13 protein-coding genes are annotated in these 16794 nt (G+C 74.1%); 3 read left to right on the top strand and 10 right to left on the bottom strand.

The window, feature by feature from the left end; translation table 11 throughout:
- Positions 1-2 precede the first annotated feature (2 nt).
- From DMP17_RS28670 to DMP17_RS28630, 9 genes are all read right to left on the bottom strand, one after another.
- On the bottom strand, positions 3-1976 hold the full coding sequence (locus tag DMP17_RS28670) for a hydantoinase B/oxoprolinase family protein (protein WP_226364740.1): 1974 nt from the start codon (positions 1974-1976) through the stop codon (positions 3-5).
- Positions 1973-4051 (bottom strand): hydantoinase/oxoprolinase family protein, encoded by a 2079-nt coding sequence (locus tag DMP17_RS28665; protein WP_337831124.1) that lies wholly within the window; start codon positions 4049-4051, stop codon positions 1973-1975. Before DMP17_RS28665 ends, DMP17_RS28670 begins: the two co-directional genes overlap by 4 nt.
- Positions 4052-4129: 78 nt before the next feature.
- Entirely contained in the window at positions 4130-5545 is a 1416-nt protein-coding gene (locus tag DMP17_RS28660; RefSeq protein WP_337831123.1) for an amidase, read from the bottom strand.
- Positions 5542-6216, bottom strand: a complete 675-nt coding sequence (locus DMP17_RS28655) for an SRPBCC family protein (protein ID WP_337831122.1) — start codon at positions 6214-6216, stop codon at positions 5542-5544. Before DMP17_RS28655 ends, DMP17_RS28660 begins: the two co-directional genes overlap by 4 nt.
- A complete protein-coding gene (gene cutA / locus DMP17_RS28650) occupies positions 6213-8591 on the bottom strand; it encodes an aerobic carbon-monoxide dehydrogenase large subunit (RefSeq protein ID WP_226364744.1) in 2379 nt (792 codons plus the stop codon). Before cutA ends, DMP17_RS28655 begins: the two co-directional genes overlap by 4 nt.
- Positions 8588-9109 carry a (2Fe-2S)-binding protein gene (locus tag DMP17_RS28645; RefSeq protein WP_337831121.1) on the bottom strand — a complete coding sequence of 174 codons (522 nt, stop codon included), beginning with the start codon at positions 9107-9109 and terminating at the stop codon, positions 8588-8590. Before DMP17_RS28645 ends, cutA begins: the two co-directional genes overlap by 4 nt.
- Positions 9106-9936 (bottom strand): FAD binding domain-containing protein, encoded by an 831-nt coding sequence (locus DMP17_RS28640; protein WP_226364745.1) that lies wholly within the window; start codon positions 9934-9936, stop codon positions 9106-9108. Before DMP17_RS28640 ends, DMP17_RS28645 begins: the two co-directional genes overlap by 4 nt.
- Complete coding sequence (locus DMP17_RS28635; RefSeq protein WP_226364746.1) at positions 9933-11339, bottom strand: uracil-xanthine permease family protein; 1407 nt, start codon at positions 11337-11339, stop codon at positions 9933-9935. Before DMP17_RS28635 ends, DMP17_RS28640 begins: the two co-directional genes overlap by 4 nt.
- Before the next feature lie 189 nt (positions 11340-11528).
- Positions 11529-12797, bottom strand: a complete 1269-nt coding sequence (locus DMP17_RS28630) for a PucR family transcriptional regulator (RefSeq protein WP_226354759.1) — start codon at positions 12795-12797, stop codon at positions 11529-11531.
- A 77-nt stretch (positions 12798-12874) separates the two neighbouring features.
- Here DMP17_RS28630 and DMP17_RS28625 point away from each other — a divergent pair, with 77 nt between their 5' ends.
- The 3 genes from DMP17_RS28625 to DMP17_RS28615 are packed head-to-tail and all read left to right on the top strand — an operon-like array spanning position 12875 to position 16430.
- A complete protein-coding gene (locus DMP17_RS28625) occupies positions 12875-13585 on the top strand; it encodes an oxamate carbamoyltransferase subunit AllH family protein (RefSeq protein WP_226354758.1) in 711 nt (236 codons plus the stop codon).
- Positions 13582-15009 carry an FdrA family protein gene (locus DMP17_RS28620; protein ID WP_337831120.1) on the top strand — a complete coding sequence of 476 codons (1428 nt, stop codon included), beginning with the start codon at positions 13582-13584 and terminating at the stop codon, positions 15007-15009. The genes DMP17_RS28625 and DMP17_RS28620 overlap by 4 nt, the downstream gene beginning before the upstream one ends.
- Positions 15006-16430, top strand: coding sequence for a DUF1116 domain-containing protein (locus tag DMP17_RS28615; RefSeq protein ID WP_226354756.1), 1425 nt, complete (start codon positions 15006-15008; stop codon positions 16428-16430). The genes DMP17_RS28620 and DMP17_RS28615 overlap by 4 nt, the downstream gene beginning before the upstream one ends.
- On the opposite strand, the gene DMP17_RS28610 is transcribed toward DMP17_RS28615, so the two are convergent.
- Positions 16408-16713: a hypothetical protein gene (locus tag DMP17_RS28610; protein WP_226354755.1), complete on the bottom strand. Its 306-nt coding sequence runs from the start codon at positions 16711-16713 to the stop codon at positions 16408-16410. The two genes, DMP17_RS28615 and DMP17_RS28610, sit on opposite strands and share 23 nt — an antisense overlap.
- Positions 16714-16794: the final 81 nt, after the last annotated feature.

Below are 16794 nucleotides of genomic sequence, written 5' to 3'. Positions count from 1 at the left end.
CCTCAGAGCCGGTCGACGTCGGCGTGCGCGGCGCCCCCGGCCAGGGACGCGTAGCCGGGGCCGCGGTCGAAGAACGCGTCGTCGTCGCGGGACCACGCGGCCCGGCCCGCCCGCTCGGCCGTGGTGGCCGCCGCGTCGAAGCCGAGGGTGTCGTCGTCGAGGTCCCCGGTCAGGACGACGCCGTAGTCGGCCAGCGCCGCCGCGGCGGACACCTTGCGCCACACCACGTCGCGCACGACGGCTGCCGGGTCGCGGCGCAGCGGGTCGCCCCAGCCGCCACCGCCGGTCGTCCGCACCCGGATCACCTCACCGGCGCGGACCGGCTCGGCGTCGGCCAGCGCGTCGACCTCCCGCTCGTTCGGCCCGCCCGGGTCGATGACGACCTCGAACGGCCGCCCGGCCTTCCCGCCGCGCACCCCCCAGCAGGCCAGGATCGACCGGTCCGCGATCGACATGAAGTGCGCGTCCTTCAGCATCCGGACGTGCTTCTCGTAGCCGAGGCCGCCGCGGAACTCCCCGGCGCCGCCGGAGTCGGTGGCCAGCGACAGCGACTCGACGCGGAACGGGAAGCGGGCCTCGGTGAACTCGGTGGGCAGGTTCCGCGAGTCGGGGACGACGTGGATGGTGTCCTCGCCGTCGGCGTAGTAGCGGCCGCCGGAGCCGCCGCCGAGCACCTCGCGCATGAGGTAGGGGCGGCCCTCCAGGTCCTCGCCGTAGACGCCGGTGTAGCGGATCGTCTCCTGGTCGGCGGGCATCCGGCCGTCGACGGCCTTGGCGACGACACCGGCGAGCACCCCGAGCAGCCGCAGGATGACGAAGGTGCGCGCGTTGGTCGGCGCCGGGAACACCGGGGTCAGCAGCGTCCCGGGCGGCGGGAACCGCATCTCGATGAGCGGGACGATGCCCTCGTTGACGTCGAGCTCGGCCATCCGCTCCGGGGAGTCGGCGAGGTTGCGCAGGATCGGCGCGAGCCACTTCTTGAGGAAGACGCCGTCGGAGTAGTCGCCGCAGTGGTTGATCGGCCCCTTGGCCTGCGGGGAGGTGCCGGCGAAGTCCAGGATCAGCCGCTCGCCGTCGGGGTCGTCGGGTCCGGTCCGGGTGAGCGTGATCCGCTGGGCGTGCAGCCGGGGCTCCTCGACGCCGTCGTGCTCGGCGTAGTCCTCCCAGGTCCAGGTCCCGACCGGGATCCGGCCGACGATCTCGCGGCGGTAGGTCTCGGTGGTGCGGGAGATGATCGCGTCGAAGCAGGACTCGACGGTCTCGATGCCGTAGCGGTCGAACAGCTCGCCGAGGCGCCGGGCGCCCATCAGGCAGGCCGAGCACTCGGCGTCGAGGTCGGCGGCCAGCGAGTCGGGCATCCGCGAGTTGCGGGTCATGATCGCCAGGGCGGCCCGGTTGGGGACACCCGCGTCCCACAGCCGGATCGGCGGGACCATCAGGCCCTCCTCGAACACGCTGGTGGCGTTCGAGGGCATCGAGCCGGGGACCGCGCCGCCGATGTCGTCGTGGTGGCCGAAGGCCTGCACGAACGCGACGACGCGCCGGTCGCCGGCCGGCCCGGCGAAGACCGGGACGGTCACGCACAGGTCGGGCAGGTGCCCGATGCCGCCCTCGGAGCGGTAGACGTCGTTGTGGAAGAAGACGTCGCCCTCGCGCATCTGGTCCAGCGGGAACTCGCGGGCGATCGGGTGCACCAGCGCGGAGTAGGACCGGCCGGTGAGCTTGCGCAGCCGCCGGTCGTGGATGCCGGCGCGAAAGTCGTGCGCGTCGCGGATCATCGGGCTGCGGCTGGTGCGGGCGATGGCGGTCTCGACCTCCATCTCCACGCTGGCCAGCGAGCCCTGCACGATCTCGACGAGGACCGGGTCGGCGCTCGCCCCGGCGTCGTCGGTCAGCGGGCCGAAGGGGAACGCGGTGGGGGCGCGGCGCGAGCCGGTGTCGGCCGGGCGGTCGGTCGCCGTCGTCGCTGTGGTCACTGGTCGGCCTTCCGGGTCACGATGATGTTCAGGCGGGTGTCGACGCGGGCGGTGAAGCCCGGGTGCAGCGGGACGGTGGAGCCGAACTCCTCGACGATCGCCGGCCCGTCGACGACCGCGCCGGGGACCAGGTCGGCCCGCCGGTACACCGGGGTGTCGACGAAGCCCTGCGCGGCGTCGAAGCAGACCGGGCGCCGGCCCGCCTCGGCGACAACCGGGTCGGCGACGAGGTCGTGGGTGGCGATCTCCGGGCGGCGGATCGGGCCGATGCCCGAGACCCGCAGGTTGACCCACTCGACCTGCTGGCCGGGGTCGCCCGCGAAGTCGTAGCCGTAGAGGACCCGGTGCGCGGCGTGGAAGGCGTCGGCGACCGTGACCAGGGCGTCCGGGGTGACCGGCCCGTCCGGCACCGGCACGCGGACCTCGAAGGCCTGCCCGAAGTAGCGCAGGTCGGCGGTGCGGACGAAGCCGTGCTGCGCGGCCGGGAAGCCCTCCCGGTCCAGCGCGGCGGCGGCCTGCGCGGTGAGGTCGTCGACGATGCGGGACACGTCGGCCGGGTCGAGCCCGTCGGCCAGCGCGACGTGGGTCTGCACGTAGTCGTTCTTCACGTCCACGGTGAGCAGGCCGAACGCGGAGACGTTGCCGGGGTTCGGCGGGACCAGGACGGTCGGGACGCCGAGCACGTCGACGAGCCGGCACAGCAGCAGGGAGCCCGAGCCGCCGAAGGTGGTGAGGGCGAAGTCGCGGACGTCGAGGCCCCGCTTGACGGTGACCTGGCGCAGCGCGTTGGCCTGGTTCCAGGCCGAGATCTCCAGGACGCCGGTGGCGCACGCCTCCGGAGTCAGGTCGAGCTCCTTGGCCAGGGCCTCGATCCCGGCGCGGGCGGCGTCGACGTCGAGCGGGATCTCCCCGCCGAGCAGGTGCGGGGGGATGCGGCCGAGGAAGACGTGCGCGTCGGTGATGGTCACCTCGGTGCCACCCTTGCCGTAGCAGAGCGGGCCGGGGTCGGCGCCGGCCGAGTGCGGGCCGACCTTGAGGGTGCCCTCCGGGGAGATCCAGGCGACCGAGCCACCGCCGGCGCCGACGGTCACGACGTCGATCATCGGGATCTTGGACGGGAACTGCCCGACCGAGCCCTCGGTGGTGAGCGTCGGCTCGCCGCCGACGACGACGCTGACGTCGGTGGAGGTGCCGCCGCCGTCGGAGGTGAGGACCCGGTCGTAGCCGGCCTCCTGGGCGATCAGCGCGGCACCGAGCGCACCGGCCGCGGGCCCGGACAGGACGGTCGTGATCGGCTGGTGGACGACCTCGTCGGCGGACAGGACACCGCCGTTGGACTTCATGACGTAGAACGGGATCTCGCGGCCGTCGTAGGCGGTCAGCCGGTTCTTGATGTTGGAGACGTAGGCCGACAGCCGCGGCTTCACGGCGGCGTCGACCAGGACCGTGGTGGCCCGCTCGAACTCGCGGTACTCACGCAGGACCTCGCTGGACAGCGACACGACGGCGGCCGGGTGCTCCTCGGCGAGGATCTCCCGCATCCGCTCCTCGTGGGTGGGGTCGGCGTAGGCGTGCAGGAAGCAGACGCCCAGGGTGTCGACGCCGTGGTCGCGGAACCAGCGGGCGGTCGCGCGGGCCCCGGCCTCGTCGAACGGGCGGACCTCGGCGCCGGTGAAGTCGAGCCGGCCCTCCACGCCGCGGACCAGGTCGCGGGGCACGATCCGGTTCGGCTTGACCCAGAAGTAGGAGTTGCCGTAGCCGTCCGGGACGGACTGGCGGGCGATCTCCAGCATGGCCTCGTAGCCCGCGGTGGTCACGAAGCCGAGCCGGTCGACCTTGCCCTCGAGCAGCTGGTTGGTGGCGACGGTCGTCCCGTGGCTGACGGCCTCGATGTCCGCCCCGGTCGCGCCCAGCAGCTCCAGGACCTTGTCGATGCCGGCGAGGAAGCCGTCGGCCGGGTTGGCCGGGGTGGAGGGCGTCTTGGTCGTGACGAGCTCGCCCGCCCGTTCGTCGAAGGCGACGACGTCGGTGAACGTGCCACCGGTGTCGATGCCGATCCGGATGCGCCGGGTCATCGGGGGTCCTTCCTGCCTGGGGTCGGTGAGTTCGATTGAACTCACCGACCGAGCCGGAGGACATGGCGACTTTTGCCGTCAAACTGACATTCGACTGGCACTCTTCGCCAGTGTCTCGACGGCGGCCGCGACCTCCAGGAGGTAGCGGTCGGCGCCGTGGCGGGCCACGATCTGCACACCCACCGGGAGCCCGTCCGGGGTGGTCCCGAACGGCACCGAGACGGCCGGGCAGCCGGTCACGGTGATCAGGTAGGCCGAGCGCATCCAGTCCAGGTAGGAGTCCATCGGCATCCCGTCGACGGTGTCCGGGAACTCCCGGTCGGCCGGGAACGGCGGGACCTGCGACACCGGCAGCACCAGCACGTCGTGGTCGGTGAAGTACTCCCGCATCCGCTGCGCCAACGTGGTGCGCCGCTGGAACGCGACGGCGACGTCCGCGCCGGTCAGCGACTCCCCCGCCCGGATGTTCGCGGCCAGCGAGGACTTGAACTCCGTCGGGTGCACGGCCAGCTGCAGGCCGAACCGGGCCTGGAAGTGCCACGCGCGCAGGGTGCGGAAGCACTCGTCGGCGCCGGTGAGGTCCGGGACCGTGCCGGTCACCGCCGCACCCGCCCCCGCCAGTGCCGCCCCGGCCGCCTCGACGACCGCCCGGACCTCGCGGTCCACGACGAACGCGCCGTCGAGGTCGGCGGACAGCCCGACCCGCAGACCGGCGAGGGGCGCCGGGACGACCGGCGCCCCGAACGCGGAGCCGGGGTCACCGAGCGCCTGCGGCGCGCGTGGGTCCGGCCCGGCGAGCACCGACAGCAGCAGCGCCAGGTCGTCGACGGTGCGGGCCATCGGGCCGCCGGTCGAGGTGGTCTCCCACATGTTCGCCGTCGGCCATTCCGGCACCCGCCCCCACGACGGCCGCAGTCCGACCACCCCGCAGAACGACGCCGGGTTGCGCAACGAGCCGCCCATGTCCGAGCCCTCGGCCAGCGGCACCATCCCGGCCGCCAGCGCGCACGCCGCCCCGCCCGAGGACCCCCCGGCCGACCGGGTCGGGTCGTGCGGGTTGAGCGTGGTGCCGAACACCCGGTTGAAGGTGTGCGAGCCGGCCGCGAACTCGGGGACGTTGGTCTTGCCGATCGTCACCGCACCGGCCGCCCGTACCCGCTCCACCAGCAGCTCGTCGGCGTCCGGGACGTGCTCGGCGAACAGCGGGGAGCCGTAGGTCGTGCGCCAGCCGGCGACGGCGTGGGTGTCCTTGAACGCGAACGGCAGACCGTGCAGCGGGCCGGGCTCGGCCCCGGCGGCCAGCGCCCGGTCGGCGGCCTCGGCCCCGGCGCGGGCGCGTTCCTCGTCGAGGGAGACGATCGCGTTGAGCCGGGGGTTGCGCAGCGCGATCCGCTCCAGGTGCAGGTCGAGCAGCTCGCGGGCGGAGATCTCCTTGGCCCGGACCGCGGCGGCCTGCTCGCGGGCCGGGGTCGCGACGGTGATGTCGGCGGTCACCGGCGACGCCCGATCACGGCGCCGACCAGCACGCCGAGCAGCGCGACCGCCGCGCCGATCCCGATGCCCCGGGTGAGCTCCCCCGCGTCACCGCCCCCGGCGGCGGACGCGGCCGTGAACACCCCCGCGCCCGTCACCGGCTCGGCGTAGGCCGGGGCGCCGACGAGCGGTGCGCCCGGCTCCGTCACGGCGGCGGCCGGCCGGGCGGCGACGGGCACCGCGCCCACCCCGCCCGCGCCGATCGTCGCGCCGACGGCGTCGAAGAACTGGCCCGCCATCCGCTTGGAGACGTTGGCGAGCATCCGCTGGCCGACACCGCCGACCATGCCGCCGACCGTCGCGTCGGCGGTGTAGCCGATCCGGGTGCCGCCCGCGCCGAGGTCGTCGAAGGTGACGTCGACGACGGCGTCGACCGTGCCCGGTCCGCCCGCCCCGTTCAGGGTCATGACCAGCGACTCGTGCGGCTCCAGCTTCGACAGCGCGCAGCTGCCGGTGTAGGTGCCCTTGATCGCGGCGACCCCGGCGGTCACCGTCATCGCGTAGGCGTTCTCGCCGGTGGACTCCAGCCGTTCGCAGCCGGGGATGGTCGCGACCAGCACCCGCGGGTCGAGCAGCGCCTCCCAGACCCGCTCGACCGGGTGCTCGACGACGTTGCTGCCACTGATCTTCACGAGCGGTGCTCCTCACGCAGGCTGAACAGGTCCGACGGGGAGATCGGCATCGCGGTGACGGGGAAGCCCTCGGCGTCCTCCACCGCGGCGGCGATCACCGCCGACACCGGGATGACACCGGCCTCGCCCGCCCCCTTGATACCGAGGGGGTTGAGCGGCGACGGCGTCTCCAGGTGGTCGATCTCGATCCCGTCGGGGACCTCGGACACATAGGGCATCAGGAAGTCCATGAAGGACGCGTTGAGCAGCTGGCCGGACTCGTCGTAGGCCATCCGCTCGTACAGCGCGCCGCCGACGCCCTGGGCGACGCCGCCGTGGATCTGCCCCTCGACGACCATCGGGTTGATCAGGTGCCCGCAGTCGTGGACGACGGCGTAGCGCAGGATCCGGATCTCGGCGGTGTCGGGGTCGGTCTCGACGATCGCGGCGTGCATCCCGGAGGCGTAGGTCGCCCGCGGCGGGCTGTGGAAGTCGGTGCCCTCCAGGCCCGGCTGCTCCCCCTCGGGGACCGGCAGCGCGTCGGTGTCCCCGACGGAGAACTGGGTGGCGGCCTTCGACGCCTCGTCGAAGGCGTAGCGCAGCGGGTTGGACAGCACCGACAGCGTGCCCAGCGGGATCGACCGCTCGGTGCCCCGCACCCCCACCACGCCGTCGACGATCTCCAGGTCCGCGACGTCGGCCTCGAGCGCGTCGGCGGCCAGCCGCAGCGCCTTCTCCTTCGTCCTCCGCGCGGCCTTGAGGATCGCCGAGCCGGACATGACCGCGGCCCGGGAGGCGAACGTGCCGACCGCGTAGGGCATCCGGCGGGTGTCGCCGGTGACGACCTCGACGTCGGAGAACCGCACCCCCAGCTCGTCGGCGACGATCTGGGCGAACGCGGTCTCGTGGCTCTGGCCCTGGGTGGTGAGCCCGGTCGCGACCTTGACCTTGCCGGTGGTCTCGACGTGCACGTGCGCACCCTCGTAGGGGCCGACGCCGGTGCCCTCGACGTAGCAGGCCAGGCCGATCCCGACGGTCCGGCCCTGCTCGGCGCACTCGCGGCGGAAGGACGCGAACCCGTCCCAGTCGATCAGCTTGCGCAGCTTCTCCAGCGACGCCGGGTAGTCGCCCGAGTCGTACTCCAGCGGCCTGCCGTCCTGGAAGATCAGGCCGTGGTCGTAGGGGAACTCGTGCGGCTGGATGAAGTTCGCCGCGCGGACCTCGGTGCGGTCGCGGCCCAGGTACGCCGCGATCGCGTCCATCGTGCGCTCCATGGCGTAGCAGCCCTGGGGGCGCCCGGCGCCGCGGTAGGGCGTCACGATCACGGTGTTGGTGTAGAGCGAGGAGAAGACCACCCGGTAGGCGCCCGGCTTGTACGGGCCGAGCAGCTGGGTCGAGGTGATGATCGGGACGATCAGGCCGTACGGGGTGTAGGCGCCGTGGTCGTGCCAGAACTCGACGTCGAGGCCGAGCAGCCGGCCGTCGTCGTCGAAGCCGACCTCGACGTGCTGGACCTGGCCGCGCTCGTGTGCGGAGGAGACGAAGTGCTCGCGCCGGTCCTCCACGAACTTCACCGGCCTGCCCAGTGCGCGGGCGGCCATCGGGACCAGCAGCTCCTCCGGCCACGGGTGGACGATCTTGACGCCGAAGCCGCCGCCGACGTCCGGGGTGATGACGTCGACCCGGCCGATGTCCAGGCCCAGCTTCGCCGCGACGGCGGCGCGGACCCCGGTCGAGCTCTGGGTGGAGGTCCACAGGACCAGCCGGCCGGTGGCGGGGTCCCAGCGGGCGACGGTGCCGCGGCCCTCCATCGGCATGCACGCGCTGCGCTCGATCTCCAGGTCCAGCTCCAGGCGGTGCGGCGCCGCGGCGATCGCGGCCGGGGCGTCGCCGACGGCCTGCTCCATCCGGGCGCCGACGTTGCCGGGCACGTCGTCGTGCACGAGCCGCGCGGCCGCGCGCGACGCCTCGATCCCGACGACGGCGGGCAGCACCTCGTAGTCGACGACGATCCGGTCGACGGCGTCCTCGGCGACGTAGCGGTCCTCGGCGACGACGAACGCGATCGCCTCCCCGACGTGGTTCACCTCGTCGCGGGCCAGCGCGAACTGGGTCCGCCCGTGGGTCAGCGCGGGGTGCGGGATGAGCACGGGCAGCGGCTCGGCCATCGGGCCGGTCAGGTCGTCGTGGGTGTAGACGGCGTGCACGCCCGGCACGTCGAGGACGCCGGACACGTCGATGTCGCGGATGCGGGCGTGTGCGTGCGGGGAGCGCAGCACCGCCGCGTGCAGCACGCCGGGGCCCGGGTCGACGTCGTCGACGTAGCGTCCGCCGCCGCGCAGGAACCGCTGGTCCTCGACCCGCTGGACGCGCTGGCCCATGAGCTTGGTGGTCACCGGGCGGCCCCGATCTCGGTACTGACCTCTGTGCTGATCTCTGTGCTGATCTGGGCGGCCCGCTCGACCGCCGTGACGATGTTCTGGTAGCCGGTGCAGCGGCAGAGGTTCCCGCCGATCATGTCGCGGGCCCGCTCCCGAGTGGGGCAGGGGTCGCGGCGTAGCCCGGCGGTGATCGTCGTCAGGAAGCCCGGGGTGCAGAAGCCGCACTGCAGGCCGTGGCACTCGGCGAAGGCCTGCTGCACCGGGGACAGCGACCCGTCCGGCTCGGTCAGGCCCTCGACGGTGGTGATCGCGCAGGACTGCGCGGCGACGGCGAGCATCAGGCAGGCCCGCGCGGGCTCGCCGTCGACCAGGATCGTGCAGGCCCCGCAGACCCCGTGCTCGCAACCGACGTGGGTGCCGGTCAGGCCGAGGTCGTGACGCAGCGCGTCGGACAGCAGCCGTCGCGCCGGTACCCGCAGGTCGTGGACGACGTCGTTCACCGTCAGCCGGATGTCGTGGAGCGTCTCGCTCATCGCCCGCCTCCCTGCGCGGTCGCGTTCCCGGTCGCCGCGGCCACGACCCGGTCGGTCAGGACCCGCACCAGCTGCCGCCGGTAGGCCGCGGTGGCGTGGATGTCGGTGGACGGGTCCAGGTGTTCGAGTGCGGCGTCGGCCCGGTCGGCCGGGGCGACACCGGTCAGGTCGACGACCACCGGGACGTCGCTCACCGACAGGTAGCCGACCCGGATCCGGTCGCCGTCGACGACCGCCGCCGCACCGACCAGGGCGTAGTCGCCGTGCCGGCGGGCGACCTCGTCGAAGGCGACGCCCGCGCCCGGCGGCAGGCCGGGGAAGAACGCCGACACGGCGATCTCGTCGGGCCCGACCGCCGACTCCAGCGGGCCGACGAACAGGTCCCGCGCCGGGATCGTCCGGCGCCCGGCGGGCCCCTCGACGTCGAGCGAGCCCTCCAGCAGCCGCAGCACGACCGGCATCTCGGCGGCGGCGTCGGCGTGCACGAGGGACCCGACGGTCGTGCCGCGGTTGCGGATCGTGGGGTGCGCGACGTGGGCCAGCGCGGCGGGCACCAGCGGCTGGACCCTGGCGAGCAGCGGTGACTCCAGGACCGCGGTGTGCCGGGCCAGCGCGCCGACCCGGACACCCCCGTCGACCTCGGTGATCGTGTCCAGGCCGGGTACGCCGTTGATGTCGACGACCAGGGTCGGTGCGGCCAGCCGCATGGACAGCAGCGGCACGAGGCTCTGTCCGCCGGCCATCACCTTCCCGTCCGGCGCCGCGAGCGCGGCGACGGCCCCGGCCAGATCGGTCGGGCGGACGTAGTCGAAGGGTGCGGGTTTCACGGGCTCTCCTTCGCCTCCCCGTCGTCGACGCGGGTCACCATCGTCCCGGCGGGCGTCCCGGACGGGTCGGGCGTCGCGGACCGCCGGTCGCGCAGCGCGACGGCGTGGAAGTAGATGATCACCAGGATCGTGCCGAGCGCGATGCCGCCCAGCTCGAACCCGTTGCCCAGGTCCAGCGCGACGCCGCCGATGCCGGCGACCATGCCCGCCGCGAGGCCGACGAGGTTGCGGGGCTCGCCGAAGTCGACCCCGTTCTCCACCCAGATCTTGGCGCCGACCAGCGCGATCATGCCGTAGAGCACGAGCGTGATGCCGCCGAGCACGCCGCCCGGGATCGCCGCGACCAGCACGCCGAACTTGGGGCACAGGCCGAGGAGGATCGCCACGGCGGCCGCGACGTAGTAGGCCGCGGTGGAGTACACCCGGGTGGCGCTCATGACGCCGATGTTCTCGGCGTAGGTCGTCGTCGGGGACCCGCCGAACAGGCTGGCCAGCGCGGTGGCGGCGCCGTCCGCGCCGAGCGCACGGCCCATGTAGGGGTCGAGGTCGTCGCCGGTCATCTCGGCGACCGCCTTGACGTGGCCCAGGTTCTCGGCGACCAGCGCGATGACACCGGGGAGCACGAGCAGCACGAACATCAGCGAGAAGCTGGGCGCGTGCACGACGGCCACGCCGTCCTTCAGGGTGCCGCTCGGCAGGCCGAACCAGGCGGCGTCGGCCAGGCCGTCGAAGGACACGCGGGAGTGCGGCTCCGGGGTGCAGTCCGCGCCGCCGCAGGAGGTGATCGGCCCGCTCAGGAGGTCGAGCAGCCAGGACAGCACGAACCCGAAGACGAGCGCGAGGAACACCGCGATCCGTCCCCAGAACCCGCGGAACAGCACCGCGGCGCAGACCAGGAACGTCGCGGTGAGCAGCGCGGTCCACTGGTCCACCGGCCAGTACACCGACGCGACGACCGGGGCCAGGTTGAAGCCGATCAGCATGACGACCGCGCCGGTCACCGCGGGCGGGAGCACCCGGTGCACGAGCCGGGCCCCGGCGAAGTGCACGAACACACCGATCGCGAGCAGCACCAGGCCGGAGACCATGATCGCGCCGGTCACGGCGGCGGAGTCACCGCCGGCCGCCCGGATCGCCGCGACACCGCCGACGAAGGCGGCGCTGGTGCCGAGGTAGCTCGGTACCAGGTTCTTGCAGACGACCAGGAACAGGATCGTGCACAGCCCGGAGAACAGGATCGCGAGGTTGGGGTCCAGCCCCATGACCACGGGGAACACGAAGGTCGCCCCGAACATCGCGACGACGTGCTGCACCCCCAGCCCGACCGTCTTCCCCCACGGGAGCCGCTGACGGGGCGCGACCGCCTCTCCCGGACCGGGATCGACCACTTCCCACCTGAACATCGACATGGCGATCCCTTCACTTCAGCGACCGGAGACCCGACTCAAGCTAATGAGACCCAGGTCGCACCTCGACGGCTACTACTGCCGATTGACCGGTCGATCCACTGGCACGAATTGATGACGCCAGCACGATGCATGCATGCGTCGGCGCTCCGGTTTCCGCCGGATGTCGGTCGCGTTCCCGCCCGGTCAGCCGCCGATGCGCAGCGCCTGCAGCGCCACCGCGACGTCGAGTCGCAGGTTAGGGTCCGTCGACAGCGGACCGAGCAGCCGTTCCAGCTTGGAGACCCGGTACCGCATCGTGTTGTAGTGGAAGAACTGCACCCGCGCCGCCTCGGCCACGTTGAAGTTCGTGTCCAGCAGGACCTGCAGGGTCTCCCGCAGCTCGGCGGCCTCGGTGGTGGCCTCGGCCAGCGGGCCCAGCGCGTCGCGGACGAACGAGTCCAGCTCCGCCGGGTCCGGCACGAGCGCGAGCAGCCGGTGCAGGCCGAGCTGGTCGAAGAAGGTCGTGCTGCCGCCGCCGGAGATGCGGCGGCCCACCTCGACCGCCCGCCGCGCCTGGGCGTAGGCGCCGGGCAGAGCGTCGAGGTCGGGCACCGGGCGGCTGACCCCGGCCGAGAACTGCCGCCGTCCGCCGCCCTTGTCCCCGGCGACGGCGGTGACGGCCCGCCGCACGATGTCGCGCCCGGGGGGTGACCCGGGGTCGGCATCGACCGGCAGCAGAGTCACGACCTCGGAGGAGAAGTCGACGGTGGGGATGCCGTCCCCCAGCCCGGAGCAGACCTGGCGCCACCCCGCCGAGAACCGCTTCTGCCAGGCGCGCCACTGCTCGGCGGGGACCCGTGCGTCGATCGGGTCGAGCTCGGCGGTCAGCACCACCATGGGGCGGCGCAGGTTCCAGCCGAAGGTGTCCGCGTGCTCGGCGACGTAGGCGGGGTCGGCGGTACGGCGCAGCAGCAGGTCCCGCAGGAAGTCGCCCTGGTACTTGGTCTCGACGGCGGTGACCGCCTCCTCGCGGGTGATCAGCAGCGCGGCCACCGCGGCGGCGCGCTCCAGCGCCTGCACGTCGTCCGGGGCGAGCCGGGCGGCCAGGCGCACGCAGACCAGCCGGGCGAGGTTCTGCCCGCCGGCCGCGACCCGCAGGGTGCGGGCCTCCCCGCCCGCGACCCGGACGCCGTCGATCCCCATCCGCTCCACGCGCAGCCGGCCCGTCGGGTCGACGAGCTCGTGCTCGGTCAGCATCCGGAGCTGGTCCTCCGACAGCGCCGACGCCCGCTCCCGGCCGTCGGTGGAGGTGACCGCGACGCCCACGTCGAGCACCCGCCCGACCTCGGCCGCGATCCCCGCGAGGTCCCCGCCCTCCAGCGCGATCCGGGTGAGCCCGGTGTGCAGCGCATCGAGCCGGGCCAGCGCCTCACGCGCCGGGATCTCCGGGTCCCCGCTCTCGTCCGTCAGCAACTGTTGCCGTCCCTTCGGGTGGAAGGTGGCACAAGTTAACATCGGTCGGCGCGCCTGCCCAGGCTAGTTTCGGATCCGTGATCGGAGTCAGCGCACCCGTCCGGGTCCGCGACCTGCTGCGGCGGGCCGCGGACGGACCGGTCCGGGTCGTGCACCGCGGGCCCGATGCCGTCTACCTCGCCGTCCACGACGACGACGGCCGCGAGGCCTGCGTCGGCGTCCTCGGCGCGGACGCGGTGGCAGTGCCCTGCGGCCTGCGGTCCCGGCTCCCCGTGCTCGCCGTCGGCACGGCCGCCGTGCGCGGCGGGGTCCTGCACCTCGACGCCGAGCCGGTCGCCGTCCGGCGGCTGGTCGACACCCGGGTCCCCGCGCGGTCCCCGCTGCGCCGCACCGGGCTCCGGCCGGCCCCCGGCCTGCCGGCCGCGGTGACACCGGCCGCCGTCGCCGGGCTCGTCGGACGCGGCGAGGGCCTCACCCCGCTCGGAGACGACGTCCTGTGCGGCTGGCTCGCCCTGCACCGGGCCGCCGGCGCCCCCACCCCGGGGGTGGACGCCGCCGTCCGGGCCCACCTGCACCGCACCACGCTGCTGTCCGCCGAGCTCCTGCGGTGCGCACTGCGCGGTGAGGTCGTACCCCAGTTCGCCGCGCTGGTCACCGCCCTCGGCACGCCGGCCGAGCCCGCGGCGCTGGCCGCGCTCACCGCCGTCGGGCACACCTCCGGGGCCGCGATGGTCCACGGCGCCGCGCTCGCCCTGTCCGCCCTGCACACCGAAGGAGTCGCCGCATGACGACGACACACGTCGAGGTCCGGCCCGGCGCCTACGCCGACTCGGTCACCCTGCTCCGGGTCAGCCGCACCGCCCAGCAGCTCGACGGGGTGGTCGCCGCGCAGGTCGCCATGGCCACCCCGCTCAACATCGAGGTCCTGACCGGCATGGGGTTCACCGTCCCCGCCGGGACCGGCGCCAACGACCTGGTCGTCGCCCTGCGGCTGACCGGCGACGACGCGCTGTCCGCCGCCGTGGCCGGTGTCGACCGGGCCCTCGCCGAGGCGAACCGCCCGGCGCCGGGCGGCGGGGAGGGCGGCACCGTCGCACCGCCGCGCACCACCGCCACCGCGCTGGACCGGGCACCGGGCGCGGTCGTGCTCGTCTCGGTGCCCGGGCCCCACGCCACCGTCGAGGCGATGGACGCCCTCGACGCCGGCAGCGACGTCATGATCTTCAGCGACAACGTGCCGGTGGAGCAGGAGGTGGCGCTCAAGCGGGCCGCCGCCGAGCGGTCCCTGCTGGTCATGGGCCCCGACTGCGGGACGGCCGTGCTGGACGGGCTCGGCCTGGGGTTCGCGAACACCGTGGAGCCCGGCCCGGTGGGGATCGTCGCCGCGTCCGGGACCGGGTGCCAGCAGGTGATGGCGCTGCTCGACCACGCCGGGGTCGGCGTGCACGCCGCGCTCGGCGTCGGCGGACGGGACCTGTCCGCGGCGGTCGGCGGCCTCGCCACCCGGGAGGCCCTGCGCCGCCTCGACGCCGACCCGGCCGTCGAGCTGATCGTGCTGGTGTCCAAGCCGCCCGCGGCCGAGGTCGCCGAGGAGATCGACCGGGTGGTCGCGACGCTCGCGACACCGGTCGAGTACGCGCTGCTCGGGCCGGGCAGGCCCGACCTGACCGCGGCGACCGAGGCCGTCCTGGCCCGGCTGGGCCGCCCCGTCCCGGACTGGCCGGTGCACGGCACCGCGCGCCCGGCGAACGGGGGTCACCTGCTGCGCGGGCTGTTCGTCGGCGGCACCCTCGCGACCGAGGCCGCCCAGGTCGCGGGCGCGGAGGCGGCCGGGGCCGGGCACACCTTCGTCGACTTCGGCGACGACGACTGGACCCGCGGCCGCGCCCACCCGATGATCGACCCGACGGTGCGCCTGGAGCACCTCGCGGCGGCGCTGGCCGACCCGGGGACCGCCGTCGTCCTGCTCGACCTGGTGCTGGGACACGGCGCCGAGCCGGACCCGGTCTCCGTGCTGGCCCCCGCGATCGCCGGGGCCCGGGTACCGGTCGTGGTCTCCGTCGTCGGGACCGCCGCCGACCCGCAGGGCCTGTCCGCCCAGATCGACGCGCTGGTCGACGCCGGTGCCGAGGTCCACCTCTCGCACGCCCGCGCCACCCGCCGGGCACTCGCACTCCTCCCCGCCGACGCGACGATCGGAGCCGCTCGATGACCGTCCCCCCGCTGGTGAGCACCGGCACCGACCTGCTCGCCGACGCCGCCGCCGACCAGGCCGTCCCGGTCACCCGGGTCGACTGGCGCCCGCCGATGGACGGCACCGCGGCCGATCTCGCGACCGTCGCCACCGACCCGCTGCGCCGGACGGCGAACGAGCGCGCACTGGCCGCGATGCTCGACGTCACCGCGACGCTCGTCGACGTGGCCCCGGCCTCGGAGGTCCTCGGCCTCGCCCCGGGCGAGTTCCTGCACGCCGGGCCGCCGATCACCTGGGAACGTGCGTCCGGCCCGCTCCGCGGTGCCCTGATGGGCGGCGCGGCGCTGGAGGGCCTGGTCACCGACCCGGAGGACGCGGAGGCGCTGTTCGCGTCCGGCTCCTCGGTGTCGCTGGAGCCGTGCCACCACCGGGGGACGGTCGGCCCGATGGCCGGCGTCGTCACCCCGGGCATGTGGATGTTCGTGCTGGAGGACGCGGCCACCGGCCGTCGCACCCACTGCTCGCTCAACGAGGGCCTGGGCAAGGTCCTGCGCTACGGCGCGTACGGCCCGGAGGTCATCCGGCGGCTGCGCTGGATGGGCGACGTGCTGGGCCCACTGCTGCGTGGTGCCGTCCGGGCCCGGCGGGACGCGGGCGAGCCGGTCGACGTGACCGGGGTGCTCACCCAGATGCTGCAGATGGGCGACGAGGCGCACAACCGCAACCGGGCGGGGACCCTGATGCTCCTGCGGGACCTGGGCCCGGACCTCGTCGCGACGGCGGCCGCCGCGGGTGTCCCGAGCACCGACGTCGCGGAGGCGCTGCGGTTCGTCGGCGGCAACGACCACTTCTTCCTGAACCTCGCCATGCCCGCGTGCAAGCTGGCCCTGGACGCCGCCCGGGACGTCGAGGGCTCCACCATGGTGGTGGCGATGGCGCGCAACGGGACCGACTTCGGGATCCAGGTCTCCGGCACCGGCGACGAGTGGTTCACCGGCCCGGCCCAGCTGGCCGACGGCCTGTTCCTGGGCGACTACGGCCCGGCCGACGCCAACCCCGACATCGGCGACTCGGCCATCACCGAGACGGCCGGGATCGGGGGCTTCGCCATGGCCACCGCCCCGGCGATCGTGCGGTTCGTCGGCGGGACCGTGCCGGACGCACTGGCGACCACCCGCCGGATGCGCGAGATCACGCTCGGGGAGAGCCGGCGGTGGACCGTCCCGGTGCTGGAATTCGCCGGGGTCCCCAGCGGCATCGACGTCACCCGGGTCTGCCGGACGGGCATCCTCCCGCAGATCAACACCGGGATGGCCGGGCGCGTCGCGGGCGTCGGGCAGGTCGGGGCGGGGCTCGTCACCCCGCCGGCCGGGATCTTCCCGAAGGCGCTCGCCCGGCTGGCGGAGCGGACGGTCCTCAGACGCGGCGCAGCAGCCTGACCACGACCGTGGTGATGATCAGCCACAGGATCGCCGCGACGCCGTAGTTGAGCGTGACGGCCATCTTCGGCTGGGCCGGGGTGAACAGGTCACCGAGCCCGAGGTTCAGCTGGGCCGCCCAGGAGGACACGAACTCGGTGAGGAAGTTCGCCGGGTTGGCGTCGAGCAGGGTCAGCACGATGTGCGCGACCAGGATGGCCACGATCACCAGGCCCACGATCCGCACGATCGTCGCGATGATCCCCATGCCCTGCCGCACGGTCGTACCCACGGTTGCCGCCATCACAAACCCCTTCGTCACGGACGGCGTCATGGTTGCACCGTCGCACCCTCACTGCCCTTCCAACGAGGGGAAACGCCCCTG

This window comes from Pseudonocardia sp. TMWB2A (assembly GCF_017312135.1).
Note: the sequence above shows the minus strand (reverse complement) of the source record. Positions and strands in the feature narration are given on the sequence as shown.